This window comes from Streptomyces sp. NPDC102467, from assembly GCF_044765445.1.
Classification (GTDB): Bacteria; Actinomycetota; Actinomycetes; order Streptomycetales; family Streptomycetaceae; genus Streptomyces.
The window spans coordinates 426,386-452,435 of sequence record NZ_JBIWKA010000001.1; the positions used below are offsets into that span (position 1 = coordinate 426,386).

22 protein-coding genes are annotated in these 26,050 nt (G+C 70.8%); 17 read left to right on the forward strand and 5 right to left on the reverse strand.

Annotated elements, in window-relative coordinates:
• Positions 1-126 precede the first annotated feature (126 nt).
• The 4 genes from ACIREE_RS01900 to nudC all read left to right on the forward strand — a co-directional run bounded on the left by ACIREE_RS01900 (position 127) and on the right by nudC (position 9,527).
• Positions 127-3,429 carry an ATP-dependent helicase gene (locus ACIREE_RS01900; RefSeq protein WP_404144877.1) on the forward strand — a complete coding sequence of 1,101 codons (3,303 nt, stop codon included), beginning with the start codon at positions 127-129 and terminating at the stop codon, positions 3,427-3,429.
• A gap of 63 nt (positions 3,430-3,492) precedes the next feature.
• The gene (locus ACIREE_RS01905; RefSeq protein ID WP_404144879.1) at positions 3,493-7,026 is read left to right on the forward strand and encodes a UvrD-helicase domain-containing protein; all 3,534 of its coding nucleotides are present in this window, start codon (positions 3,493-3,495) and stop codon (positions 7,024-7,026) included.
• A 10-nt stretch (positions 7,027-7,036) separates the two neighbouring features.
• On the forward strand, positions 7,037-8,485 hold the full coding sequence (locus ACIREE_RS01910) for a dipeptidase (RefSeq protein WP_404144881.1): 1,449 nt from the start codon (positions 7,037-7,039) through the stop codon (positions 8,483-8,485).
• Between the two features lie 82 nt (positions 8,486-8,567).
• The gene (gene nudC, locus ACIREE_RS01915) at positions 8,568-9,527 is read left to right on the forward strand and encodes an NAD(+) diphosphatase (protein WP_404144883.1); all 960 of its coding nucleotides are present in this window, start codon (positions 8,568-8,570) and stop codon (positions 9,525-9,527) included.
• Positions 9,528-9,536: 9 nt separating this feature from the next.
• Here the strand turns inward: nudC and ACIREE_RS01920 are convergent, their stop codons facing one another.
• Positions 9,537-9,779 carry a mycoredoxin gene (locus tag ACIREE_RS01920; protein WP_404144885.1) on the reverse strand — a complete coding sequence of 81 codons (243 nt, stop codon included), beginning with the start codon at positions 9,777-9,779 and terminating at the stop codon, positions 9,537-9,539.
• A gap of 162 nt (positions 9,780-9,941) precedes the next feature.
• On the opposite strand from ACIREE_RS01920, the gene ACIREE_RS01925 reads away from it, so the two are divergent.
• From ACIREE_RS01925 to ACIREE_RS01945, 5 genes are all read left to right on the forward strand, one after another.
• The gene (locus ACIREE_RS01925; RefSeq protein ID WP_404144887.1) at positions 9,942-12,161 is read left to right on the forward strand and encodes an ATP-dependent DNA helicase UvrD2; all 2,220 of its coding nucleotides are present in this window, start codon (positions 9,942-9,944) and stop codon (positions 12,159-12,161) included.
• A 163-nt stretch (positions 12,162-12,324) separates the two neighbouring features.
• Positions 12,325-12,648: a hypothetical protein gene (locus ACIREE_RS01930; protein WP_404144888.1), complete on the forward strand. Its 324-nt coding sequence runs from the start codon at positions 12,325-12,327 to the stop codon at positions 12,646-12,648.
• A 187-nt stretch (positions 12,649-12,835) separates the two neighbouring features.
• Positions 12,836-13,204: a WhiB family transcriptional regulator gene (locus ACIREE_RS01935; protein ID WP_404144890.1), complete on the forward strand. Its 369-nt coding sequence runs from the start codon at positions 12,836-12,838 to the stop codon at positions 13,202-13,204.
• Positions 13,201-13,524 (forward strand): hypothetical protein, encoded by a 324-nt coding sequence (locus ACIREE_RS01940; RefSeq protein WP_404144892.1) that lies wholly within the window; start codon positions 13,201-13,203, stop codon positions 13,522-13,524. Before ACIREE_RS01935 ends, ACIREE_RS01940 begins: the two co-directional genes overlap by 4 nt.
• Positions 13,525-13,660: 136 nt before the next feature.
• Positions 13,661-13,861, forward strand: coding sequence for a hypothetical protein (locus ACIREE_RS01945; RefSeq protein WP_404145317.1), 201 nt, complete (start codon positions 13,661-13,663; stop codon positions 13,859-13,861).
• Here the strand turns inward: ACIREE_RS01945 and ACIREE_RS01950 are convergent, their stop codons facing one another.
• Positions 13,862-15,226 (reverse strand): ABC1 kinase family protein, encoded by a 1,365-nt coding sequence (locus ACIREE_RS01950; RefSeq protein ID WP_404144894.1) that lies wholly within the window; start codon positions 15,224-15,226, stop codon positions 13,862-13,864.
• A gap of 67 nt (positions 15,227-15,293) precedes the next feature.
• Positions 15,294-16,457 carry a ThiF family adenylyltransferase gene (locus ACIREE_RS01955; protein ID WP_404144896.1) on the reverse strand — a complete coding sequence of 388 codons (1,164 nt, stop codon included), beginning with the start codon at positions 16,455-16,457 and terminating at the stop codon, positions 15,294-15,296.
• Positions 16,458-16,667: 210 nt separating this feature from the next.
• Between ACIREE_RS01955 and ACIREE_RS01960 the strand changes: the two genes are divergently transcribed.
• The 4 genes from ACIREE_RS01960 (at position 16,668) to ACIREE_RS01975 (ending at position 20,472) form a co-directional block, all read left to right on the forward strand.
• Positions 16,668-17,264, forward strand: coding sequence for a M48 family metallopeptidase (locus ACIREE_RS01960; protein WP_404144898.1), 597 nt, complete (start codon positions 16,668-16,670; stop codon positions 17,262-17,264).
• Between the two features lie 114 nt (positions 17,265-17,378).
• Positions 17,379-19,007, forward strand: coding sequence for a TerD family protein (locus tag ACIREE_RS01965; protein WP_404144900.1), 1,629 nt, complete (start codon positions 17,379-17,381; stop codon positions 19,005-19,007).
• Between the two features lie 11 nt (positions 19,008-19,018).
• Positions 19,019-19,699 (forward strand): AIM24 family protein, encoded by a 681-nt coding sequence (locus ACIREE_RS01970; protein WP_404144902.1) that lies wholly within the window; start codon positions 19,019-19,021, stop codon positions 19,697-19,699.
• A gap of 17 nt (positions 19,700-19,716) precedes the next feature.
• Positions 19,717-20,472 carry an AIM24 family protein gene (locus ACIREE_RS01975; protein ID WP_404144904.1) on the forward strand — a complete coding sequence of 252 codons (756 nt, stop codon included), beginning with the start codon at positions 19,717-19,719 and terminating at the stop codon, positions 20,470-20,472.
• 90 nt (positions 20,473-20,562) lie between these two features.
• On the opposite strand, the gene ACIREE_RS01980 is transcribed toward ACIREE_RS01975, so the two are convergent.
• On the reverse strand, positions 20,563-21,087 hold the full coding sequence (locus ACIREE_RS01980) for an NUDIX hydrolase (RefSeq protein ID WP_404144906.1): 525 nt from the start codon (positions 21,085-21,087) through the stop codon (positions 20,563-20,565).
• Positions 21,084-22,553 carry a zinc-dependent metalloprotease gene (locus ACIREE_RS01985; protein ID WP_404144908.1) on the reverse strand — a complete coding sequence of 490 codons (1,470 nt, stop codon included), beginning with the start codon at positions 22,551-22,553 and terminating at the stop codon, positions 21,084-21,086. Before ACIREE_RS01985 ends, ACIREE_RS01980 begins: the two co-directional genes overlap by 4 nt.
• 193 nt (positions 22,554-22,746) lie before the next feature.
• Here ACIREE_RS01985 and ACIREE_RS01990 point away from each other — a divergent pair, with 193 nt between their 5' ends.
• The 4 genes from ACIREE_RS01990 to ACIREE_RS02005 all read left to right on the forward strand — a co-directional run bounded on the left by ACIREE_RS01990 (position 22,747) and on the right by ACIREE_RS02005 (position 25,872).
• Positions 22,747-23,859 (forward strand): SDR family oxidoreductase, encoded by a 1,113-nt coding sequence (locus tag ACIREE_RS01990; RefSeq protein WP_404144910.1) that lies wholly within the window; start codon positions 22,747-22,749, stop codon positions 23,857-23,859.
• Positions 23,860-23,970: 111 nt separating this feature from the next.
• Positions 23,971-24,435, forward strand: a complete 465-nt coding sequence (locus ACIREE_RS01995; RefSeq protein WP_404144912.1) for a molybdenum cofactor biosynthesis protein MoaE — start codon at positions 23,971-23,973, stop codon at positions 24,433-24,435.
• A gap of 102 nt (positions 24,436-24,537) precedes the next feature.
• Positions 24,538-24,702, forward strand: a complete 165-nt coding sequence (locus tag ACIREE_RS02000; RefSeq protein WP_404144914.1) for a hypothetical protein — start codon at positions 24,538-24,540, stop codon at positions 24,700-24,702.
• A gap of 81 nt (positions 24,703-24,783) precedes the next feature.
• Complete coding sequence (locus ACIREE_RS02005) at positions 24,784-25,872, forward strand: PDZ domain-containing protein (protein ID WP_404144916.1); 1,089 nt, start codon at positions 24,784-24,786, stop codon at positions 25,870-25,872.
• Positions 25,873-26,050 lie beyond the last annotated feature (178 nt).

Here is a 26,050-nt window from a genome sequence, read left to right on the forward strand (position 1 = left end):
CCGCCACACTCGACGGCGTAGCGTCGACGGCACCGTCGATGGCAGACACCTCCTTCACCCCGTAGCCACCGCTCCGCGCAAACGGCGTTTCGACCATCAGCACACCCACCAGGACCAGCGATCCACGTGAGTTCCTCTTCGTCCACCCGGCACCTGTCGCACCACCAGGTTCGACAGGCGATGCCGGGCGCGTATCGCCTGGTGCGTACCCCAGCGGTTCCCGTGGCCCCCCCTCGTTTGGACGCACCTCAGCGTGCCGTGGTTGACCACGCCCATGGCCCGATGCTCGTCCTGGCCGGACCGGGGACGGGTAAGACCACGACTCTTGTAGAAGCGGTGTCGGCGCGCATCGCCAAGGGCACCGCTCCCGCTCGCATCCTTGTGCTCACGTTCAGCCGCAAGGCGGCCGTCGAACTGCGGGACCGGATGGCACTGCGCATAGGAGCCGCGCGCGCCCCCCAGGCGACGACCTTCCACTCGTTCTGTTATGCGCTCGTACGCGCCCACCAAGACGCGGACCTCTTCGCGGAACCCCTCCGTCTCCTGTCCGGTCCCGAGCAGGATGTCGCCGTACGCGAGCTGCTCGCCGGCCAGGTCGACCTGGAGCAGGCCGGGCTCGCGCATGTGCGCTGGCCCGACGAGCTGCGCGCCTGCCTCACCACGCGGGGTTTCGCCGACGAAGTACGCGCAGTCCTCGCCCGCAGCCGTGAGCTGGGTCTGGGGCCCGCTGCCCTGGACGCCTTCGCGCGCCGTATCGGCCGCCCCGACTGGCGCGCGGCCGCCACGTTCCTCGCCGAGTACCTGGACGTACTCGACATGCAGGGCGTGCTCGACTACGCGGAACTCGTGCACCGCGCCGTGCTTCTCGCCCATCGTCAGGACGTCGCCGGCCAACTCGCCGCGCAGTACGACGCCGTGTTCGTCGATGAGTACCAGGACACCGATCCGGCTCAGGTCCGGCTGCTGCACGCGCTCGCGGGCGGCGGCCGGACCCTGGTCGCGTTCGGCGACCCGGACCAGTCGATCTACACGTTCCGCGGCGCCGACGTGAACGGCATCCTGGACTTCCCCGACGACTTCCCGCGCGCGGACGGCACTCCCGCGCCGGTCGAGGTACTCACCACGTCCCGGCGCTCCGGAAGCCACCTCCTGGAAGCCACCCGCCGCATCACCCAGCGCATGCCGCTGACGCGCCTGCCCGCGCAGAAGGTGCGCGCCCACCGCGCGCTCACACCCGTGCGCGACGGCGGCCGGGCCGAGGTCTTCACGTACCCGACGTCCGGCACCGAGCTCGACAACATCGCGGACATCCTGCGCCGAGCCCACTTGGAGGACGGCGTCCCGTGGAGCGACATGGCTGTGCTGGTGCGCGCGGGCACGCGCAGCATCCCGTCGGTGCGGCGCGCGCTCACGGCGGCCGGCGTCCCCCTGGACATCGACGGCGACGACCTGCCCCTGCGCCATGAGCCGGCGGTCGCGCCCCTGCTCGCCGCGTTGAAGGTGGTGGCACAGAGCCCGCCCGAGGGCGACGCGGAGGACGACACCGAAAGTGACCTGCGCTTCGACACCGAGACCGCGCTCACGCTCCTGGCCTCGCCCCTGGGCGGCATGGACGCCGCCGATCTGCGCCGCTTGGGCCGCGCCCTGCGCGAGGAGGAGCGCGCCGCGGGCAACCATGTGCCGCCGCCCTCCGACGAACTCCTGGCCCGCGCCCTTGCCGAGCCGGGGCGCCTCGCTCTGCACGATCCGGCGTACGCGCGCGGTGCGCAGCGCCTCGGCGCACTGCTCGCGACGGCCCGCGGGAAACTCGACGACGGCGGCACCGCGGAGGAAGCCCTTTGGGAGCTGTGGAACGGCACGCCATGGCCGCAGCGTCTGGAGCGCGCCGCCCTCCGCGGCGGAGCCGCGGGACGCAACGCCGACCGCGACCTGGACGCCGTCTGCGCTCTGTTCGCCATCGCCTCCCGCGCCGAGGAGCGCACCGGGGGCCGCGGCGCCCGCAACTTCCTTGCGGAGCTGGACGCCCAGGACATCGCCGCCGACACCCTCGCCGGACGGGCGGTGCGTCCCGATGCCGTCCGTCTGATGACCGCGCACCGCTCCAAGGGCCTGGAGTGGCGGCTGGTCGTCGTCGCGGGCGTACAGGAGGGCCTCTGGCCCGACCTGCGCCGTCGGGGTTCCCTCCTGGAGGCCGACCGCATCGGACGCGACGGTCTTGCCGAGCCCCTCACCCCAGGTGCGTTGCTGGCCGAGGAGCGGCGCCTGTTCTACGTGGCTGCCACGCGCGCGCGGGAGCGGCTCGTCGTCACCGCGGTGAAGGCGCCCGCGGACGACGGCGACCAGCCGTCCCGGTTCCTGACCGAGCTCGGCATCGAGCCCAAGGACGTCACCGGCCGTCCGCGTCGGCCGCTCTCCGTGGCGGCCCTCGTCGCGGAACTGCGCGCCACGACGGTCGACCCCCGCATCTCCGATGCCCTGAGGGAGGCCGCCGCCCGGCGTCTCGCCCGCCTCGCCGCGCTCAGCGACGACGACGGCCGTCCGCTCGTGCCGTCCGCCCACCCTTACCGCTGGTGGGGCATGTACGAGCCCACCGAGAGCAAGGTCCCGCTGCGGGACCGTGACAAGCCCGTCGTGCTCTCGGGAAGCGCCCTCGACCAACTCGCCAACACCTGTTCGCTGCAATGGTTCCTGGGCCGTGAGGTGAAGGCCGACGCCCCCGCCACCGCCGCCCAGGGATTCGGCAACGTCGTGCATGTTCTGGCCGACGAGGTCGCTTCCGGCCGCACTCCGGCCGATCTCGCCGTCCTCATGGAGCGCCTCGACTCCGTATGGGACGCCCTTGCCTTCGACGCGCCCTGGAAGTCGGCCCAGGAGAAGGAGCACGCGCGCGTGGCGCTCGAACGCTTCCTTCAATGGCACGTCACGGACCGCACCGGCCGTACCCCGGTCGCCAGTGAGCACGGTTTCGACGTGACCCTCGAAGCAGGCTCCTACGAAGTACGCATCCGCGGATCCATGGACCGCGTCGAGCGCGACACCGAAGGTCGTGCCTACGTAGTCGACTTCAAGACCGGCAAGCAGGTGCCCAGCGCAGCCGACGTGGCCCGCCATCCGCAGCTCGCCGTGTACCAGCTCGCCGTGCGCGAGGGTGCCGTGGACGAACCCTTCGATGGGGCCCGCCCCCACCCCGGCGGAGCCGAACTGGTGCAGCTGCGTCAGGGGGCGCCCAAGAAGGACGGCGGCGACACGTTCCCCAAGGTGCAGGCGCAGGAGCCTCTCGAAGGGGAGTGGGTCGGCGACCTCCTCGCCACCGCCGCGGGCAAGGTCCTCGACGAGCGCTTCACGCCGACCACCGGACAGCACTGCACGCACTGCGCCTTCCGCGCCTCGTGCAGTGCGCGGCCCGAGGGCAGTCACGTCGTGGAGTGACGTGCGCCTCGGCTGAGCCGGAACAGACCGGCGCTGTCAGTGGTGCCCGTTAGCCTCGACGAGGTGACCACACGCCTCACCGACCCCGAGCAGCTCAAGGAGCTGCTGGGCATCCCGTTCACCCCGGAGCAGACGGCTTGCATCATCGCGCCGCCCGCCCCGCAGGTGATCGTGGCCGGGGCGGGTTCCGGTAAGACGACGGTGATGGCGGCGCGGGTGGTCTGGCTGGTGGGCACCGGGCAGGTCGCGCCCGAGCAGGTCCTCGGCCTCACGTTCACCAACAAGGCCGCGGGCGAGCTGGCCGAGCGCGTCCGCAAGGCCCTCGTCAAGGCGGGCGTCACCGACCCCGACACCATCGACCCGGACAACCCTCCCGGCGAGCCCGTGATCTCCACTTACCACGCCTTCGCCGGCCGCCTCCTCACCGACCACGGGCTGCGCATAGGGCTCGAACCCACGACGCGGCTCCTCGCCGACGCCACCCGCTTCCAGCTCGCCGCGCGGGTGCTGCGCGAGGCTCCGGGTCCGTATCCCGCCCTCACCCGCTCCTTCGCCGACCTGGTCAGCGATCTGCTCGCCCTTGACGCCGAGCTGTCCGAGCACCTCGTACGGCCCGAAAAACTCCGGGCGTACGACCATGAACTGCTGCGCTCCCTCGAAGGCGCCAAGCTCAGTAACGCGGATCTGCGCAAGGTCCCTGAGGCCGCCGCCGCCCGGCTGGAGCTGGCCGAGCTGGTGGGCCGCTACAGGGAGGCGAAGCGGACGCGGGACGTCCTCGACTTCGGTGATCAGATCGCGCTGTCGGCCACGCTCGCCGACACCCGGCCCGAGGTCGGCGAGATCCTGCGCGACGAATTCCGGGTCGTCCTGCTCGACGAGTACCAGGACACGTCCGTGGCCCAACGAATCCTGTTGGCAGGCCTGTTCGGCGCCGACACGGGCCACGCGGTGACGGCCGTGGGCGACCCCTGTCAGGCGATCTACGGATGGCGCGGCGCCTCGGTCGCCAACCTGGACGACTTCCCGCGGCACTTCGCGTACGCCGACGGCCGCCCGGCGGCCCGCTTCGCGCTCAGTGAGAACCGGCGCAGCGGCGGCCGCCTCCTCGACCTGGCCAACGGACTGGCCGAGCCGCTGCGGGCGATGCACGCGGGTGTGGAGGCGCTACGGCCCGCCCCAGGGGCCGAGCGCGACGGCATCGTGCGCTGCGCCCTCCTGAACACCCACAGCGAGGAGATCGACTGGCTCGCCGACTCCATCGCCCACCTCGTCGCAACGGGTAAGGAGCCCGGCGAGATCGCCGTCCTGTGCCGCACCGCCACCGACTTCGCCGAGATCCAGGGCGCACTCGTCGCCCGCGACATCCCCGTCGAAGTGGTCGGCCTCTCCGGGCTGTTGCACCTTCCCGAGGTCGCCGACCTGGTCGCCGTGTGCGAGGTGCTCCAGGACCCCGGGGCCAACGCCTCTCTGGTGCGGCTGCTGACCGGCCCTCGGTGGCGCATCGGCCCGCGCGACCTGGCCCTTCTGGGACGCAGGGCCCGCTTGTTGGTCTCCCACGCGCGCGGGGGAGACGAAGACGATCCGGACCGTCGTCTGGCCGAGGCCGTCGAGGGCGTCGACCCGTCCGAAGTGATATCGCTGGCGGACGCGCTCGACACCTTCCTTGAAACCTCCGTCGAGGCCGACGGGGACGGCGACGGGCTGCCCTTCTCGCCGGACGCGCGCGTACGCTTCGCCCGGCTCGCCACCGAACTGCGCGACCTGCGCCGCTCGTTGGCCGACCCGCTCATGGACGTGCTGCACCGTGTGCTGGCCGTCACCGGCCTGGAGGTCGAACTCTCGGCGTCCCCACACGCGTTGGCGGCCCGTCGCCGCGAGACGCTGTCCAACTTCCTCGACGTCGCGGCCTCCTTCGCGGCCAACGACAACTCCGCGTCGCTGCTCGCCTTCCTCGGATTCCTGCGCACTGCGGCCCAGTACGAGAAGGGCCTCGACAACGCGCTCCCGGGCGGCGAGAACACCGTGAAGGTACTCACCGCCCACAAGTCCAAGGGCCTCGAATGGGACGTCGTCGCCGTCCCCGGACTCGTCAACGGCACGTTCCCGAGCAGCCAGGGGCGCGAGAAGTGGACCGCGCAGGGCAAGGTCCTGCCCCACGAACTGCGCGGGGACGCGGCCATCCTGCCCGGCATAGAGGCCTGGGACTCCAGGAGCATGAAGGCCTTCGCCGCCGACATGAAGGACCACCAGCACACCGAGGAACTACGCCTGGGGTACGTCACCTTCACGCGCCCTCGCACACTGCTGCTCGGTTCCGGCCATTGGTGGGGGCCGTCCCAGAAGAGGCAGCGCGGCCCGTCCGACTTCCTTCAGGCGCTGTACGAGCACTGCGCCGCCGGGTACGGCGAGATCGAGGTCTGGGCGGACGAACCGGCGCAGGACGAGGAGAACCCGGCACTCCAGGAGGCGTCGGCCGAGCACGCCTGGCCGCTGCCGCTCGACGAGACGTCCCTGGCCCGCCGCCGCGCGGCAGCCGACACGGTTCTCGCTCACGTGGAGCGTGCCGGGGGCCCCCCGCAAGCCCGCGCGCACACGGAGACCCACCCCGCTGCTTATGGGGAGCCGCCCTTCGAGGACCCGGACTGGCCGCCCCCGCCCGACGATGAGCTTCTCCTCGACGAAGAAGAGTTCCTGGGCGATGCCCCGGACGACTGGGAGGACCTGTCCGCCGAGCGTCCCGCCGTCCCGCACCCCGCCCCGGAGCCACCGTCCCACGCGCGCGCGGCAGAGCCCCCGCACACGGTCGCTGTGCCCGTGGTCCCACACCCCGCGCCCGCTCCCGAGACCGTGCTCACCACGGAGGAGGCCCGCACCATCGCGTCCTGGGACCGAGACCTCGACGCCCTCACGGGCGAGCTGCTGCGTGCCCGCGCCGGTGTACGCGACGTGCCCGTGCCGCACTCGCTCACCGCGTCGCAGGTGCTGCGCATGGCTGCCGACCCCGATGGTTTCGCCCAGGAGCTGGCCCGCCCCATGCCGCGCCCGCCCCAGCCTGCGGCCCGCCGGGGGACGCGCTTCCACGCCTGGGTCGAGTCCCGCTTCGAGGAACTGCGACTGCCCATGCTCGGTCCGGATGAGCTGCCCGGCAGCGACGCGGAGATCGCCGACGAGCAGGATCTGGAAGCGCTCAAGGAAGCCTTCGAGCACACCTCGTACGCGCACCGGGCCCCCTACAGGGTCGAGCTGCCCTTCCAGATGGCCGTCGCGGGACGCGTCGTCCGCGGCCGTATCGACGCCGTCTACAAGACAGGCGACGGGGACGCGGTGACGTACGAGATCGTCGACTGGAAGACCGGCCACCAGCAGACCGGGGACCCCCTCCAGCTCGCTGTCTACCGACTCGCCTGGGCCGAGCTTCAGGGCGTGCCCCTGGAGTCGGTGAGCGCCGCCTTCGTCTACGTACGCAGCGGGGAGACGGTCCGGCCGCAGCGGCTGCCCGGCCGTGCGGAGCTGGAGCGGATCCTCACGGAGGAGCCGCAGGCCCCGGAGGAGCCCGCCCAGGAGCCGCCGGACGGGCTTGCTCCGGTGGGGGACTAGGCTCGTGAGCATGAGCAAGCCCGTCGACAACGCTGGCAACGCCGCCAACGCTGATACCGCTGACAGCGACGTCAGCACCGTCCGTGCGTACATCGAGAACCACCGCGAGGCGTTCCTCGACGACCTCGCGGCGTGGCTGCGGATTCCCTCTGTCTCCGCCCAGCCCGCCCACGCACCGGACGTGCGACGCAGCGCCGACTGGCTCGCCGCACAGCTGGCCGAGACCGGCTTCCCGACCACTGAGGTGTGGGAGACGCCCGGCGCCCCCGCCGTGTTCGCCGAGTGGCCCTCCGGCGACCCGAAGGCCCCCACCGTTCTCGTCTACGGACACCACGACGTGCAGCCCGCAGCCCGCGAGGACGGCTGGGTCACCGAGCCCTTCGAGCCCGTCGTCGTCGGGAACCGGCTCCACGCGCGTGGCGCGGCCGACGACAAGGGGCAAGTGTTCTTCCACACATTGGGAGTGCGCGCCCACCTCGCCGTCACCGGGCGCACCGCCCCCGCCGTCAACCTCAAGTTGCTGATCGAAGGCGAAGAGGAGTCGGGCTCGCCGAACTTCCGCGCCCTCGTGGAGGCCCGGAAGCAGCGCCTCGCCGCCGACGCCGTGATCGTCTCCGACACCGGCATGTGGTCCGAGGACACCCCCACGGTGTGCACCGGAATGCGCGGCCTCGCCGATTGCGAGATCGAGCTGCGCGGTCCCGACCAGGACATCCACTCCGGTTCGTTCGGCGGCGCCGTCCCGAACCCGGCGACCGCCGCCGCCCGCCTCGTCGCCGCGTTGCACGACGAGCACGCGCGCGTGGCCGTGCCCGGCTTCTACGACGGCATCCTCGAGCTCACCGACCGGGAGCGCGAACTCTTCGCGGAGCTGCCCTTCGACGAGGCGCAGTGGCTGCGCACGGCCAAGTCCCATGCCACTTACGGAGAGGCCGGTCACAGCACTCTGGAGCGCATCTGGGCCCGCCCCACCGCCGAGGTCAACGGCATCGGTGGCGGCTACCAAGGCCCGGGCGGCAAGACGATCGTGCCGTCCTCCGCGCTGCTCAAGCTCTCCTTCCGGCTCGTCGCAGGACAGGACCCCGACCACATCGAGAAGGCGGTCACCGCCTGGGTCGCCGAGCAGCTGCCCGCGGGGATCGGCCACACCATCACCTTCGGCGCCGCCACCCGGCCGTGCCTCACGCCCCTCGACCACCCAGCCCTGCAGTCCGTCGTACGCGCCATGGGCCGCGCCTTCGAGGAGAAGATCCGCTTCACGCGCGAAGGCGGGTCGGGTCCGGCGGCCGACCTACAGGATGTCCTCGAAGCCCCCGTGCTCTTCTTGGGCATCTCTGTCCCCTCCGACGGCTGGCACGCCCCGAACGAGAAGGTCGAACTCGACCTCCTTATGAAGGGCGTCGAAACCACCGCCTACCTGTGGGGCGATCTCGCGGAGAGCTGGACGGACGCACCCTGAACGACGCCCCGCCCCTCCCACCGAACGCCCTGCCGAACCGCCCGCCGAACCGCCCTTTCCACCGGGGGAGTTGGAAGCACCTGTGACCACCTGGACCGACCGCACCGCCGACATCGCCGCAGACCGGCCGCTCTCGCTCGCCGCGCCGAGCGGGATCGACCGTGCCGCGCACCACCGCCTCGACGAAGCCTGGCTCGCCGCCGCGTGGAGCCACCCGACGACCCGTGTCTTCGTGGTCTCCGGTGGCCAGGTGCTCATCGACGAGACACCGGACGGCGCGACGGAACTGGTCATGACCCCGTCCTTCGAGGCGCCCCTCACCGAGGCCCACCGCTACTTCCTGGGCACGGACGAGGACGGTGTGAGCTACTTCGCGCTGCAGAAGGACACGCTCCCCGGGCGCATGGACCAGTCCGCGCGCCCCGCAGGACTGCGCGAGGCGGGTCTACTGCTCTCGCAGCGGGACGCCGGCCTGATGGTGCACGCCGTCGCGCTGGAGAACTGGCAGCGACTGCACCGCTTCTGCTCCCGCTGCGGCGAGCGCACCGTCATCGCCGCCGCGGGCCACATCCGCCGCTGCCAGGCCTGCGGGGCCGAGCACTACCCGCGCACCGACCCGGCCGTGATCATGGCGGTCATGGACGAGCAGGACCGCATTCTGCTCGGTCGCCAGGTGCACTGGCCCGAGGGCCGCTTCTCGACGCTGGCGGGCTTCGTGGAGCCCGGCGAGTCCATCGAGCAGTCGGTGCGCCGCGAGGTCTTCGAGGAGGCGGGTGTCCTCGTCGGCGAGGTCGCCTACGTCGCCAGTCAGCCCTGGCCGTTCCCCTCGAGCCTGATGCTCGGCTTCATGGCGCACGCGACCTCGACGGAGATCAACGTCGACGGTGAGGAGATCCACGAAGCGCGCTGGTTCTCCCGCGACGACCTGCGGGCCGCGTTCGAGAGCGGGGAGGTCATGCCTCCCTACGGGATCTCGATTGCGGCCCGCCTGATCGAGCTCTGGTACGGCAAGCCCCTGCCGAAGCCCAACGACGCGCTGTGAGCGACGGGCTCAGGCACCGACCTTCTGCTTGACCTGGGCCAGCGAGGGGTTGGTCAGCGTCGAGCCGTCCTCGAAGAGCACGGTGGGGACCGTCTGGTTCCCACCGTTCGCCTTCTCGACGAACGCCGCCGAGTCCGGGTCGTGCTCGATGTTGATCTCGGTGTATCCGATGCCTTCGCGGTCCATCTGCTTCTTCAACCGCTGGCAGTAGCCGCACCAGGTGGTGCTGTACATCGTCACAGTGCCCGGCATGTTCGTCGCGCTCCTTCGTGGCTGGGGATGCGTGTTCGCAATCAGTCGAACGTACGCGAGACGGCGGCCATTCCCGCACGTCGACCGCATTAGTACGACTAGCACTGGCTGCCTGTGGACAACGTGACGCACCCGCCCTCGCGGACCTGGCAGCATGGCGGGGTGACAGCAGCAACGCACTCCACCCTGTTCCCGCAGGTCCCGGAATCGGCCGACGCGGTGCTCGACGGGCTCGACCCCGAGCAGCGCGCCGTGGCGACGGCCCTGCACGGTCCGGTGTGCGTGCTCGCCGGCGCGGGCACGGGCAAGACGCGCGCGATCACCCATCGCATCGCGTATGGCGTTCGCGCCGGGATCCTCCAGCCCGCGAGTGTGCTCGCCGTCACCTTCACCAACCGCGCGGCCGGTGAGATGCGCGGGCGGCTGCGACAGCTCGGCGCGGGGGGAGTCCAGGCCCGTACGTTCCACTCGGCGGCCCTGCGACAGCTCCAGTTCTTCTGGCCCCGGGCCGTCGGCGGGGATCTGCCGCGACTCGTCGACCGCAAGATCCAGCTCGTCTCCGATGCCGCGGCGGCCTGTCGGCTGCGTCTCGACCGCGGCGAGCTGCGTGACGTGACCGCGGAGATCGAGTGGTCCAAGGTCACTCAGACGGTCCCCTCGGACTATGTGGCCGCGGCGCACAAAGCCGGGCGTGAAGCCGTCCGTCACCCCGCGGAGATCGCCCAGATCTACGCCAACTACGAGGCGCTGAAGCGGGACCGGGTCGTCATCGACTTCGAGGACGTCCTGCTGCTGACCGTCGGCATCCTCCAGGACCGGCACGACATCGCCGACCAGATCCGGACCCAGTACCAACACTTCGTCGTCGACGAGTACCAGGACGTCAGCCCCCTCCAGCAGCGCCTGCTCGACCTGTGGCTCGGGGAGCGGGACAACCTGTGCGTCGTCGGTGACGCAAGCCAGACGATCTACTCCTTCACCGGCGCCACCCCCGACCATCTGCTCAACTTCCGCAACCGCCATCCCAGCGCCACCGTCGTCAAGCTTGTCCGCGACTACCGCTCCTCGCCCCAGGTCGTGCACCTCGCCAACGGCGTCCTCGCCAGAGCCAGCGGCCGGGCGGCCGACCACCGCCTGGAGCTGATCTCGCAGCGCGAGGCAGGACCCGAGCCGGTCTACGTCGAGTACGCCGACGAGCCCGCCGAAGCCGAAGGCGCGGCACGACGTATCCACGAGCTGATCGCGTCCGGAGTCTCCGCGGGCGAGATCGCGATCCTGTTCCGGACGAACAGCCAGTCCGGCATCTACGAACAGGCGCTCGCCGACGCCGGTGTGCCCTACCAGTTGCGCGGGGCGGAGCGGTTCTTCGAGCGCGCGGAGGTGCGCAAGGCAGGCCATGCGCTGCGTGCGGCGGCCCGCTTCGGAAGCAATGACGCGGGGCTCGACGAGGCAGTCGACCTGCCTTCCCTGGTCAAGGCGGTCCTGTCCGGCGAGGGCTGGACGACCGAACCGCCCGCGGGCTCGGGCGCGGTCCGGGACCGCTGGGAATCCCTCGCGGCCCTTGCCCGGCTCGCCGAGGACTGCGCGCAGGCCAAGCCCGACGCCACCCTGGCCGACTTCGTGGCCGAGCTCGACGAGCGGGCGAACGCGCAGCACGCGCCGACCGTGGAGGGCGTCACACTGGCGTCCTTGCACGCGGCCAAGGGGCTCGAGTGGGACGCCGTGTTCCTGGTCGGCCTCGCCGAGGGCATGATGCCGATCACGTACGCCAAGACCGACGAGCAGATCGAGGAGGAGCGCCGGCTGCTGTACGTCGGCGTGACCCGGGCCCGGCACCACCTGGGCCTGTCCTGGGCACTGTCCCGCTCGCCCGGCGGTCGTCCCGGCCGGCGACCGAGCCGCTTCCTCGACGGACTGCGGCCGGGCTCCACCGGCGCGGCCGGGCGGAGCGCAAGCGTGGGGCGCGGTGGCGTCGAGCACGGGACGCGGCCGGACACCCGGGAGCCGCTGGGTGCCACCGCCCGCCGCAGAGGCGCCAGGAAGGTGGCGCGCTGCCGGATGTGCGGGCGCACCCTCGAAGCGGCCGAGATGAAACTGATGCGCTGCGAGGACTGCCCGTCCGACATGGACGAGGGAGTGTACGAGCGGCTCATCGAGTGGCGCGCCCGTACGGCGGCCGATCTCGGCCAGCCCGCGTTCTGCGTCTTCACCGACAAGACCTTGATCGCCATCGCCGAGGCCGCACCGGAGGACGAGGGCGAGCTGTCCCGCATCCCGGGCGTCGGCGTGCGGAAGTTTCGCGCCCACGGATCCGATGTGCTGGCCATTTGTGCAGGTCAGATGCTGGGCGGTGAGCGGGGAGGAGCCGACGAGGACGACTGATGCGAACTCGTCGAAAAAATAGTTTGCGCATGCCCCAGCAATCCCCATAGGTTCTTAATCACGAAAGCAGCGGCCTTCTCCAAGGCCCTGGTTCCGTGATGTACTTGAAAGCCGTCGGACCGGTTCACTCCGGTCCCCTAGACGCCGAGAGGAGGCGATTCCAGTGATCAGCATCAACACCAGCTCCATCAGCACCGTGAAAATGACCGATCGCTCGGTCGTCGCTTCCTGCCTGCTCGGCTTCTCGAACCTGGGCACTGGTCTGTCTGGCGTTAGCGCCATGCGTCCGGAGTCCAGCCTGTCTCTCGCGGGTCTTCCCATTCGCGAGGGCAATGAGCGACCGACCAAGGCACCGGAAGCAGTAGCGACGGCACAGGCTCAGGCCTATGCCTTTGCCGCGGCCGGTGCCGGATTCGGGAAGCAGACGACGCAGCATCACACGATGTGGGCCTTCCGTGGGCTCGAACCCTGGAGTGATCCAGCCTGATCGACGATCAGGCAGGCGCCTTCAGGGCCGCGGAACCCCACCCGGGATCCGCGGCCCTTCTGTTTTCCCGGAAGACCCAGCGATCTTCCGAGGGACCAGTACGAAGGGGCCTCGGGACAAGAAAAGAACCCGGTACCACCGCCACCCGGCCCACCGGCCGGAATGACCAGACGAGGAAGAAAACACCGTGCAACTCGAAGCGCACGCCCCGTCCGTACCGCCTTCAGACCCTCTTCCCCCGCCCGTCCCCACGGAGGACTCCACCTTGTACCCGCTGACTGCGCTCACCGCGCTCGACGACGCCATCGAGAACCTCGGCGTGCCCGTCCCCTGCCGCGCCTACGACCCCGAGGTCTTCTTCGCGGAGTCGCCGGCAGATGTCGAGTACGCCAAGTCCCTCTGCCGTACCTGCCCGCTGATGGAGGCCTGCCTCGCCGGCGCCAAGGAGCGGCGTGAGCCCTGGGGTGTCTGGGGTGGCGAGCTGTTCGTCCAGGGCGTCGTTGTCGCCCGGAAGCGGCCGCGTGGCCGCCCGCGCAAGAACCCGGTCGCGGCATGAACACCCGAGGAACGATCGACCGCCCCCTGACGCACGACCCCAAGAAGCAGGCCCCGATGAAGCCGTCCACGAGCGAGCCCGCAGGCTCCGCGATCCCAGACTTCCCCATGTCCGACGCGAACGACTTGCGTCAGAACAGGACCCGTCAGATGCAACTCATCCCAGAAGCCCTGGCTCGTGCGCATATGCACGAGCAGCTGCGGGACGCCCACGCCGAGCGCCAGGCCCTGCGCCTGGTGGTCGCCCGTCGGATGCAGCGGCGCGCCGAGCGCGCCTCGCTGCGGGCCCGGCGCGCACTCGCCATGGCCGTCATGCAGTAACAGTCGGTTGACACCGATGTCGACGCGAGCCGCGGCAGTGAGCGGCTGCTCCCGCGGGGGCCGGTCCGGACGGACCGGCCCCCGCGGTGCGTTGTGCCGGACGATCATCGGTCCATGGAGTTATCGTCGCGGAGTGATGTCTCTTTCTGGCGGGGACTCCGCGCAGCAGACCGGCCCGCAGACCGTCGCGTGCGACCGGTGCGGCGCGACCGCCCGGGGGACGCCGCTGACCTGGACGTGTTCCGTCGAGGGTGGCGTCCGCCGGTACTTCTGCGACGCCTGTTCGCGGGAGAACATCAGGGCCATCGAAGGCAGGCTCGACTCCGACCGGTGGTGATCAGGCCTCAGCGGCCGACTCCTGGTCGGGTTCCTCCTCCACCTCGGCCACGAACCCCGGTACCCACGCCTCCAGTTCGTCCCGCAGCCGCACCGTGGCACCGAGCTGGCACAGCACCCCGATCGTGCTGAGCGTCACCCGGTGTATCAGCAGGTACGACGGCGGCAGGTTGAGCTGCTTGCCGAGCTGGTGGGCGGGGGAGCGGGGGTCGGCGATCCGGGCGGCCTGACTGCGCATCCAGGAGCGCGTGAACGTGAACGCGTCGACCTGCGCGGGCTCGATGATCGGCAGCAAGTAGTCGAGCACCGCGTCCGGTTCGAGCTCGATCGACTCCTTGACGAAGCCCTCCTCGCGCAGCAGCTCATAGATCGAGCTCGCCTCGCCGTCGAGCGTCATCCGCAGGGAGTTGCCTATGACGGCCGGCAGTCCGCCCGGTAGACGGTCCACGGTTCCGAAGTCCAGGACGCCCAGGCGCCAGCCGCCCTTGTCATCCGGTAGCAGTCGGAAGTTGCCCGGGTGTGGATCCGCGTGCAACAGGCCGGTGCGCGCAGGGCCCGAGAACAGGAAGCGCGCCAGCAACTGACCGGCACGGTCCCGCTGTTCCTGGCTTCCGTCGTTGATGATCTCGGCGAGTGGTGTCCCGTCGATCCATTCCGTCACCAGGACCTGGTCGCACTGGTGTACCACGTGCGGCACCACGACATCGGGGTCGTCGTCGAACTCCTCGGCATGTGCGTGCTGGGCCTGCGCCTCCAGCGCGTAGTCCAACTCCTCGGTGACCCGGTCGCGCAACTCGGCGATCAAGGGCTTGATGTCCATCCCCGGAATCAGCGGCCCCAACAGGCGGGCGAAGCGGCTCAGTTGGGCGAGATCCGAGAGCAGTGCCTCGCCCGCGCCCGGGTACTGCACCTTGACGGCGACCTCGCGCCCGTCGTGCCACACAGCGTGATGTACCTGGCCGATCGAGGCCGCGGCCGACGGCTTCTCCTCGAACTCCAGGAACAGGTCCTGCCACTGCGCGCCGAGTCGCTCCTCCAGGACCGCGTGCACGGTGCGGGTCGGCATCGGGGGCGCGGCTTCCTGCAGTTTCGTCAGTGCGGCCCGGTACGGCCCCGCGACCTCCTCCGGCAGAGCGGATTCGAAGACGGACATCGCCTGCCCGAACTTCATGGCCCCGCCCTTCAGCTCGCCGAGGACCTTGAACAACTGCTCCGCCGTTCGCTGCTGCAGCTCGCGGGCGACGATCTCGGCGGACTTGCCGCCGATGCGTCTGCCGATGCCCCAGGTCGCGCGGCCGGCGAAGCCGATAGGTAGTGCGGCCAGCTTGGCGGTACGGGTAACCGCCTTCCGGGGAAGATCAGACATACACCCCTCCAAGTGCCGGACAGCCGTGCCGCGCATGCCCAGGCGTCATGACGCCGTCAGCCGTTGCTTACACCGCCATTGTGTCGTGCGGCCCTTCTTCCACGGAGGTCTCCTTCCCGTTACCTCCCTCACGCGCACCGCATCGGCACTGCGGATGTGGCCACACCGGCCGGCCATGCCAGTCGAGGCCCGGCGCGGACGCCTCCCAGCGTGCCCCTGTGCTCGACGGCAACTCCCCGTCCAGGAACACCAGCGCATGGGCCGCGGCGAGCCCCGCGACCGCGGTGGCCAGGCCCAGGTCACAGGCCTGGATCTGGCGGGCGGCGTGCCCCGAGCGCCACTGGGTGAGCAGTCGCGGCCACGCCGGATCGCGCTCCGTGCGCCCGAGAAGCAGGCAGCCCGCACAGCCGCTCCCGCCGGGCAGGACCAGCGGGCCCACGATCCCGGTGGCTTCGGCCACACCCGCGTACAGGTGGGGAATGCCCGCCGCGATCAGGTCCTCGACGGCGGAAGGGTCGGGGGAGTGGATCGCCAGTCCGTCGCGCGGGGCGAGGATCACGAGGGAGAGCGTCGGCTCCCCCTGCTCCTGGTCCGCAGGAGGGGACTGGGTCCTGCGCCGGTCCGGGCGCGGGGGCCGGGTCGGCGCGACGGCGCGCACCAGCTGCCGTGCCGACACGTCCCGGCGCTCGCCGATCGCCTCCACCGGCTGTCCGCCCGGCGCCACGTCCCACGGCTCGACGCAGCCGCCGTCGCGCACGTCGACATGGCCCACGCCCGCCGCGGCGAGGACCGAGGCCACGAGCGCGCCCACTCGCCCGGCGCCTCTCACCTGCACCCGCATGCTGTGGCGTGCCGCCAGCTTCTGTGCGCCTTCGGCGGGTTCGGACGTCGTCACCGTCAAGGCGGCGTGGTCGGGGCGGAGCCGGTCCATCACCGCTGTCTGCTTGCGCAGTGCTTCGACGGACGGGCCGCCTCCTGTGGCGTCATCGAGAAGACCTGCCCTGGTCAACCGCTCTATGAGCGCGTCCACATGCCCCTCGGGCAGGCCCATCCGCTGGGCCTCGTCGCGCAGCAGCGGCACGCCGCGCGTTCCGTCGAGCAGGGTCAGGAAGCTGCCCGTGGCCGTGTCGACCGGGCCGAGCACCACGGCGTGCGCCGGTGTCAGCCCGAACTGCACCGTGTTCAGGTCGTGCCAGCCGCGCCGCAGCGCAGGCTTCAGAATGGGATGCATGGCTTTTGTCCCCCGTGCCGTGCCGTCCGGCCGATCACGTCGGCCGATTGCGTCGATCGAGGCCAGCATGCCTGCCCCGCCGGATGCGCGACGGAGGTTGTCCACAGGCTGTGGGTGATAGTCGTACTAATCCAGCGACGGGGGTGCGGGAGCACACCGAACAGTTCCGGAGGCGGGACTTCCGCCCTGCTCAACGGGTAACGTCGGAACGTGCCCGTCGACCCTCTGCACCGTGCCAAGAAAACACAGCGCAGCATGACCAGCCCGCCGCCAGGCGGTCCGGGGGCGAGCGCGGTCGAGGTCCGCAGGAGTTCCCGACGCCGCAGAACGGTCTCGGCGTACCGCGAAGGCGATCGCACCGTGGTCCTCATCCCGGCCCGCATGTCAGAGGCCGAGGAGCAGCGCTGGGTGACCGTCATGCTCGACAAGCTCGCGGCGCAGGAGAGCAAGCGGGTCCTCGGCGACGCGGAGCTGGCCGAGCGCGCAGGGCGGCTCTCGCAGCAGTACCTCGACGGCAAGGCCCGGCCCGCCTCGGTGCGCTGGGTCACCAACCAGAACACCCGGTGGGGCTCGTGCACCCCCGCGGAAGGCAGCATCCGCCTTTCGCATCGTCTGCAGGGCATGCCCGAGTACGTCGTCGACTACGTGCTCGTCCACGAGCTCGCGCACTTGCTGGTCCCCGGCCACGGACCGCGTTTCTGGCGGCTTCTGGAGGCGTACCCCCGCACCGAGCGGGCGCGCGGGTACCTCGAAGGGGTGGTCGCAGCGGACCGGCTGCCGCATCCGCCGGGCCCGCGCGGCGAATGACGGGCCCATAGGGCCGCTTCTGTACCAGGGCTGTACCGACTTCTCCCGTCCCCGGGGTTTGCAGTTAGCCTGACGCGACGCAATCACCATCGGGATGGGGGACGGTCGTTACGCATGGCCAGGGAATTCCAACGCGGCCACAAGGCCAAGATCAGCGACCTCACCGCAGGCACGGATCTGTACGTCGGCGTGCAGATCACCGGCCCCGGACTGACCTTCGACATCAGTTGCTTCGGCCTCGACGCCGAGGAACGACTGTCCGACGACCGGTACTTCGTCTTCTTCAACCAGCCCAAAACGCCCGAGGAGTCCGTCCAGCTGCTCGGCGCGCAGGCCGGTGACACCGAGTCCTTCCGCGTCACGCTCGACAAGATCCCCGCGAACATCCAGAGGCTGTCGTTCACCGCGACGCTCGACGGCGCCGGCCAGATGTCACAAGTGGCGCCCGGATACCTCCGCATCGTCGCCGGTGGTGAAGAGGTCGCACGGTACGCCTTCCACGGAGGCGAGTTCTCCACCGAGCGTGCGGTGATGCTGGGGGACTTCTATCTGAAGGACGTGTGGCGCTTCGCGGCCGTCGGCCAGGGCTTCGACGGAGGCCTGGACGCGCTGCTGCAGAACTTCGGCGGCGAGGTCGCGGAGGAGGAGCCCGCCGCGCAGCCGCAGTCCGCCGCGGCTCCCGGGTTCGCGCCGCCCGCGCAGGCTTCCGCGCCGCCCGCCTTCGGGGCCCCCGCGGCGCCCGCTCCCGCTCCGGCGCCCGCGCCGCAGCACTTCGCGCCGCCGCAGGGCCCCCCGCCCCCGCCGGCGCCCGCCCCGGCCGTGCCTCCCGTCCACGCGGCGCCGACCATCGTCGCGCCGCTGGCCACACCGCCGGGCCCGGTGCCGCCGCCATCGCCACCCGCTCCCTACGGGCAACAGCCGCCCCAGTACGGGCAGGTGCCGGGTCAGGGCGGCGCGACCCTGCCGCCCGGTTACGGCCAGCAGCCCCAGGCGCCGTCCGCGCCGCCCGGTTACGCTCAGCCGCACGCCGCTCCCTCCTCGTACGGCGCGCCTCAGGGCATCCCGCAGCAGGCCGCCGCGCCGGGTGTGGCGGCCGCGCTGGAGAAGTACCGCGAGGCCCCCACCGGGCAGCGCTGGACGCTCCAGAACAAGAAGCTGATCCGTGTCGACCTCGGCGCGGGCGGCGACCAGCCCGTACTCGCCCGGCAGGGCAGCATGGTGCTCTACCAGGGCAAGGTCGAATTCGGCTACAAGGGTGCCGGGTTCGCCGGACGCGTCGTGGGCAACGCCACCGGCCAGGAGATGCAGCTCATGCGCTGCACCGGCCGCGGCCAGGTCTTCCTCGCCGAAGAGGCCACCTACCTGCACCCCATCGAGCTCCAAGGAGACGCGATCTGCGTCTCCGCAGAGAACGTCCTCGCCTTCGACGAGAGCCTTCAGTACGAAGTACGCAGGATCGAGGGGCACGGCATCCCCGGAGGCGCCCTGTTCGTCATGCAGTTCCAGGGGACGGGGACCGTTGTTGTCAAGACGCACGGGACACCCGTCGTGCTGCCGGTGACGCCGACGACGTTCGCCGACTGCAACGCGGTCGTGGCCTGGTCCGCGGCCGCGCAGGCGATCATCTCCAGCCAGGTCCGGATGCGCCGCAACGCCTACCCCGGCCACAGCGGGGAGAGCGTGAACCTCCAGTTCCGGGGCGCACCCGGCAACTTCATCGTCGTCCAGCCGTACGAGGTCTGAGGGAGCCCGACATGAACCAGCCGCTCGCGGGCTTCGCCCCGACCCCGGTAGCCACCCGCATGGAGAACCACGGCAGCAACATGCTGAAGGTCGCCATGCAGACCGGAAACGACCTCTACGCGCGCGTGGGCTCGATGGTCGCCTACGAGGGCTTCGTCCAGTACGAGCCCAACCCGCCCGCCGTACGGCAGATCGCCCGGGACTGGATCACCGGCGAAGGTGCGCCTCTTATGAAGTGCTCCGGTGACGGTCTGCTGTACCTCGCCGACTACGGGGCGGATGTCGTCGTCATCAACCTCGGCGGCGAGTCGATCTCCGTCAACGGCACCAATCTGCTCGCTTTCGACGCCCACCTCCAGTGGGGCGTCGAGCGTGTGAAGGGCCTCGCCAAATTCGCGGGGCAGGGCCTGTGGAACATCAAGGTCAGCGGGCAGGGGCACGTCGCCCTGACCTCACGCGGTACCCCCATCGTCGTCGACTGCGGCCGCGGCGAGGACGAGACGTACGTCGACCCGGACGCGCTGATCGCCTGGTCACCGAATCTGAAGGTGAAGGGCAAGCGCAGCTTCAAGGCCGGCTCGCTCATCGGGCGCGGCAGTGGCGAGGCCTACCAGATGGGCTTCTCCGGGGAGGGCATCGTCGTCGTACAGCCCAGTGAAGACAGCACCGACCGCCTCCGAGCCCGGGGCTGAGGGGGAACGGACACACCATGCAGAGCCCGCTTTTCGCGTACACCGAGCAGCAGTCCCAGGAGCGTTACACGGTGCAGAACCCGCAGATGCTGCGGGTCGCCCTGGAAGGACACGACGACATCCTCGCCCGCAAGGGCTCGATGGTCGCCTACCAGGGGCTGATGGAGTTCGACGGTGAGATCCAGACGTCCGGGCAGCGGCGCTCCCGCGCGCACACCGGTGAGGGACTCGACCTGATGCGCTGCCACGGGCAGGGCAGCGTCTATCTGGCGAACCTGGCCCAGTACATCCACGTCGTCGATGTCGAGCAGGACGGACTGACCGTCGACAGCAGCTACGTGCTGGCGATGGACTCGTCGCTGCACCACGAGGTCATCGCCGTGGACAGCCAGTTCGGCATCTCCGGCTCCGGCAAGTACCAGCTCAACATCACCGGGCGCGGCAAGGTCGCCCTGATGACGTCCGGGCAGCCGCTGATGCTCCAGGTCACCCCCGACCGCTACGTCAACGCCGACGCGGACGCCGTCGTCGCCTGGTCGACCGGCCTGCGGGTGCAGATGCAGGCGCAGACGCATTCCTCGGGCGTCTGGCGGCGCCGCGGCAACACCGGCGAGGGCTGGGAGCTCAGCTTCATGGGGCACGGCTACGCGCTCGTCCAGCCCAGCGAGCTGCTGCCGCCGCAGAACGCGGTGGCAGGCCAGGGGATGGCGGCCCAGTACGGAATGGGCCAGCAGGGCGCCCGCGGTCAGAACCAGGGGAACGTCTGGAGCTGACGGCCGCCCGACGCCTACCTGGTGACATGGGCAAGGGCATGGGTAAGGGGCGGGCGCATGGCGCCCGCCCCTTACCCCTACGCGTACGCCCTAAAGGCGGGCGCGCGTGGCCTCGACCAGCCGCACGACCGACGCGTCGGCCACGTCCGCGACCTCGCCGTACGGGAACCAGCGCAGGTCCAAGGATTCGTCGCTGATGGCTTCCATGGCGTCCGCCGGGGCGAGCGCCGCGTACTGGGTATCCAGGTGCTGCGTGCACGGACCCGGGATGGGGTGCCGGTCGAGGCGGACCGGACCGCCCGGCAGGAGCGTGAGCCCCGCGATGCCGGACTCCTCCGTTGCCTCACGCAGGGCCGCGGCAGCCAGTGTCGGGTCGCCGGGCTCGCAGTGACCGCCCATCTGGAGCCACATCTGCAGCTTCTTGTGCAGCGTGAGCAGGACGCGCCCGCGCTCGGGGTCGACCACCAGCGCGCTCGCCGTCAGGTGCCCCGCCGTGCAGGACTTCCACATCGCGGCGTCACCATGGGCCGCGAGATGGTCCAGGTACGCCTGGCGCAGCTCCGGCTGGTCCTCGTAGCTCTTGAGTACGAGGACCGCATCGTCGTACAGGGTCACTTGTCGCTGTCGCCCTTACTGTCGCCCTCGTCGTCGCTGCCGGACTCGTCGTCCTTGGAGAGGTTCGGCTTCCCGCCGGTGCCACCGGCCGCTTCGCCGAGCATCTTGTCCAGCTCCGAGAAGTCCAGCTGCTCGCGGTGCACGAATCCGTCCGGGTCGTCCAGATCCGAGGCCGTCGGCAGCATGTCAGGGTGCTCCCACAGGCCGTCACGGCCGTCCACACCGCGCGCGTCCGTGAGCGAGGCCCACAGGCGCGAGGCGTCCCGAAGACGGCGCGGGCGCAGCTCCAGACCGATCAGCGTCGCGAACGTCTGTTCCGCGGGGCCACCGGACGCCCTGCGGCGGCGCAGGGTCTCGCGCAGCGCGTCGGCGGACGACAGACGCGGCTTGGCGGCCGCGTGGACCACCGCGTCGACCCAGCCCTCCACGAGCGCGAGAGCCGTCTCCAGGCGCGCCAGAGCGGCCTTCTGCTCCGGAGTGTCCTCGGGCTGGAACATGCCCTGCTGCAGTGCTTCCTGCAACTGCTCCGGGTTCTGCGGGTCGAACTGGCCGACCACGTCCTCCAGCTTCGAGGTGTCGACCTTGATCCCGCGCGCATACCCGTCGACCGCGCCGAACAGGTGCGAGCGCAGCCACGGCACGTGCGTGAACAGTCGCTGGTGAGCGGCCTCGCGCAGCGCCAGGTAGAGGCGGACCTCCTCCTTCGGGATGCCGAGGTCCTTGCCGAACGCCTCGATGTTCAGCGGCAGCAGCGCCGCCTTCCCGGCGGGGGCCAGCGGCAGACCGATGTCCGTGGAACCGACGACCTCGCCCGCGAGCACGCCCAGGGCCTGCCCGATCTGCGAGCCGAACATGGCACCGCCCATGGAGCGCATCATCCCGATGAGCGGGCCCGCCATGGCCTGCATCTCCTCGGGCAGTACGTCGCCCATGGCCAGGCCGACGCGCTCGGCGACCGGGTCGACGAGCTCCTTCCACACCGGGAGGGTCGCCTCGACCCACTCGGCGCGGCTCCACGCGACCGCGGAACCGGCGCCCGAGGGCAGCGACGTCGCGTCGTCCAGCCACAGGTCGGCCAGGCGCACGGCCTCCTCGACCGCGGTGCGGTCGGCGGGACCGGTGCTGGCGTCCTTCACGCCGTCCTGCGTGCCCTGCGAGACGGTCTGGCGGGCGATGTCCTTGGCCATGTCCCAGTTCACCGGACCGCCCTCGTACGAGAGCATCTGGCCGAGCTGCTGGAAGGCCGCCCCCAGATCGTTCGGATCCATCGAGCCGAACATCGCCGCGAACGGGTTGTCCCCGCCCGCGCCGCCGGGTCCGCCCGCGCCGGGCAGGCCCGGGAAGCCGAATCCGAGGGGGTTGGCCGGTCCCTGACCGCCACCGCCCTGCTGGTCCTTCTTCTTGCCCTCGTCGCCGTCGTCCGGCTCCTCCGGCGGAAGGCCGAAACCAAATGGGGTGTCACTCACGGGATTCCTCGGCTGGTAAGGCCACCGGTTTCTGTCCCGGCGGCGACTGCCCGACTACACACACCCAGCGTAGACACCATGACGGGATCGGGCCTCGGTGCTTCGCCGACTCATGGCCTGCGGCAGGATGGATGCCTCCTGGTACGTACGCGTCATACGCGCACGTACTGAAGACAACCGCTGGAGACGCCCGGTGAGTTCCCCAGATCCGCAGGTTCGCGCAGCGCGAAACCCCTCAACCAGTCCGGCCGTCCGCGGCCCCGTCGTCGCGGTCACCGGTGCAGCGTCCGGCATCGGCGCCCTGCTCACCGAGCGGCTCGCCGCGTCGGACGAGATCAAACAGGTGCTCGCCATCGACGAGCGGCGCGGCGAATGCGCCTCCGCGACCTGGCACATCCTTGATGTACGGGATCCGGCCATCGCCGAGAAGCTGCGCGGCGCGGACGTCGTCGTCCACCTGGCGCTCGACCTCGACCTGGAGTCGGACGCCGCGGCCCGCACCGCGTACAACGTGCGCGGCACCCAGACCGTGCTGACCGCCGCGGCCGCCGCCGGAGTGCACCGCGTCGTGCTGTGCACCTCGGCGATGGTCTACGGAGCGCTCGCCGACAACGAGCTGCCCCTCTCCGAGGACGCCGAGCTGCGCGCCACGGCGGAGGCCACGGGCGTCGGCGACCTGCTGGAGATCGAGCGGCTCGCGCGCCGGGCCCCGCGCGCACATCCCGGCCTCAATGTCACCGTCGTGCGTCCCGCGGTACTCGTGGGCGGCACGGACACGGCCCTGACGCGCTACTTCGAGTCGCCGCGCCTCCTTGTAGTGGCCGGGTCGCGGCCCGCATGGCAGTTCTGTCACGTAGAGGATCTGTGCAGTGCCTTGGAGTACGCGGTGCTGGAGAAGGTCGACGGAGAGCTCACGGTCGGCTGTGACGGGTGGCTGGAGCAGGAGGAGGTCGAGGAGCTCAGCGGGATCCGACGCATGGAGCTGCCGTCGGCCGTCGCGCTCGGCGCTGCCGCTCGGCTGCACCGGATCGGTCTGACGCCCTCCCCGGCCGGGGACCTCGCCTACACGATGTACCCGTGGGTGGTGAGCGGGAGCCGGCTGCACGACGCCGGATGGCGCCCCCGGTGGACGAACGAGGAGGTCCTCGCCGAGCTCCTCGAAGAGGTCGCGGGACGGCGCACGGTCGCCGGCCGACGCCTCGGCCGCAAGGACGCGACGGCGGCCGGAGCCGCGGGCGCGACGGTGGCGCTGCTGGGTACGGCGGCTGTCGTACGGCGGGTGCGCAAGGCAAGACGGCGTATCTGAGGCCCGCGGGAGCGTTCGTGGGCCTGTTGTAGGAGGCTCCAAGTCGTTCCACGCGCGTGCCGGTCGAAAACGCTATTCACGGTTGTCGCCGGCGTACGGCACGATGAGTTCATGGCACCCACCCAGCACGACCACCCCGGTGAGCAGGCGGCGCAGGACCCGATCAAGCTGCTCTCCATCCGCGAGACGCCGCTCTCCCTCGACGAGGTCTTCAAGGCCGTCGGGGACGACGCCGCGGGCGGCACCGCGCTCTTCGTGGGGACCGTGCGCAACCACGACGGCGGGGCCGACGTGGACCAGCTGGGCTATTCGTGCCATCCGACCGCCGAGGCGGAGATGCGGCGCATCGCGGAGAAGATCGTCGCCGAGTACCCCGTGCGCGCCCTCGCGGCCGTCCACCGCATCGGTGATCTGACGGTCGGCGACCTGGCCGTCGTGGTCGCCGTGTCGTGTCCGCACCGCGGCGAGGCCTTCGAGGCGTGCCGCAGGCTCATCGACGATCTGAAGCACGAAGTACCCATCTGGAAGCACCAGAAGTTCTCCGACGGGACGGAAGAGTGGGTCGGCGCCTGCTGAGCTCCGGTTGCGTAACCGCACCCCGGCGGCGAGCGTTGACATCGCGGATGGTTAATCTGCTGATCAGTCAGTTGCGGTCGCATATGGGGTCGGGAGGTCGGCATGGCAGCGCTCATGTGGCTGCTGATTCCGGTTGTCGCTGCGATCGGTGCCGGGCTGTGGGGCACTTGGGCAGGCCGGAACCGGCGTAAAACGGGTGACGCGAGCGAGCTCAGCGGCTACGCCCGCTTCCGAGAGGCCATGGAGAAGTCGCACTCCGGGACGTGAAGGGCCGTGAGGGCCGTGGGCCGGGGGGCAACGCTCCGGCCCCACAGGTGCGTCGACAGACACGTCCCGTACTGTCGTGCCATGCCACGCCGCACCGCGACGATGCTCGCCTCGACCCTGATGCTGATCGCGCTGCTCTGTGCGGGGGTGCTCATCAAAGTGCCCTACGCGGAGATGTCGCCGGGTCCGACGGTGAACACGCTCGCGGACCACGAGGGCGAACCCGTGATCCAGATCTCCGGTCACAAGACGTACGAGACGTCCGGCCACCTCAACATGACGACGGTGCGCGTCACCAGTGCCGACTACAACATGAACCTGGTGTCCGCCGTCTACGGGTGGCTCGCCCACGACAGCATCGTGGTGCCGCACGACACGCTCTACCCGGACGGACAGACGGAACAGCAGTCCTCGCAGGAGAACGCCGAGGAGTTCAGCCAGTCCCAGGAGAGCGCCAAGGTCGCCGCCCTCGACGAGCTGGGCATCCCCGTGAAGTCCTGGGTGATCGTCTCCACCGTCGTCAAGGACAGCCCGGCGGAGGGCAAGCTGCACGCCGGTGACGTCATCAAGGCCGTCGACGGCACCAAGGTCACCAAGCCGGCCGACGTCGCGAAGCTCGTCACCAAGCACAAGGCGGGCGAGAACGTCGTCTTCACCGTCGTGCCCGTCAAGGAGGCCGCCGCCGCCGAGAAGGAGGGCAAGGAGGCGACCCGCACGGAGAACGTCACGATCAAGACGGACAAGGCCGAGGACGACCGCGCCATCGTCGGCATCCAGGCCGGGACCGACCACACCTTCCCGTTCCAGATCGACATCAAGCTCGCCGACGTCGGCGGCCCCAGCGCCGGCCTGATGTTCTCCCTCGGCATCGTCGACAAGCTCTCGCCCACCGACCTGACCGGCGGCAGGTTCGTGGCCGGGACCGGCACCATCGACGACGACGGCAAGGTCGGCCCCATCGGCGGCATCGGAATGAAGACCGTCGGTGCACGCGAGAAGGGCGCCCGGTACTTCCTGACGCCGAAGGACAACTGCGCCACGGCGGCCAAGGACACCCCGGACGGCCTCACGCTCGTCAAGGTGAACACCATCGACGACGCGATGAAGGCACTGAAGGGCATCCGCAGTGGTGACACCGCCGCTCTGCCCACGTGCACGACCAAGGGCTGAGTCGAGGCAAGCCGAGGTTCTGAGGCTCTACGTAGAGGGGCGGGGGGGGGGGGGGGGGGGCGCCCCCCGCCGGGGGCGGGCGCCCCCCGCCCCCCCGGGGGGGGGGGGGGGGCCGCCCCCCCGCCCCCCCCCCCCCCCGCGCGGGGGGCGGGGCGGCCGCGGGGGGCCGCCCGCGGGG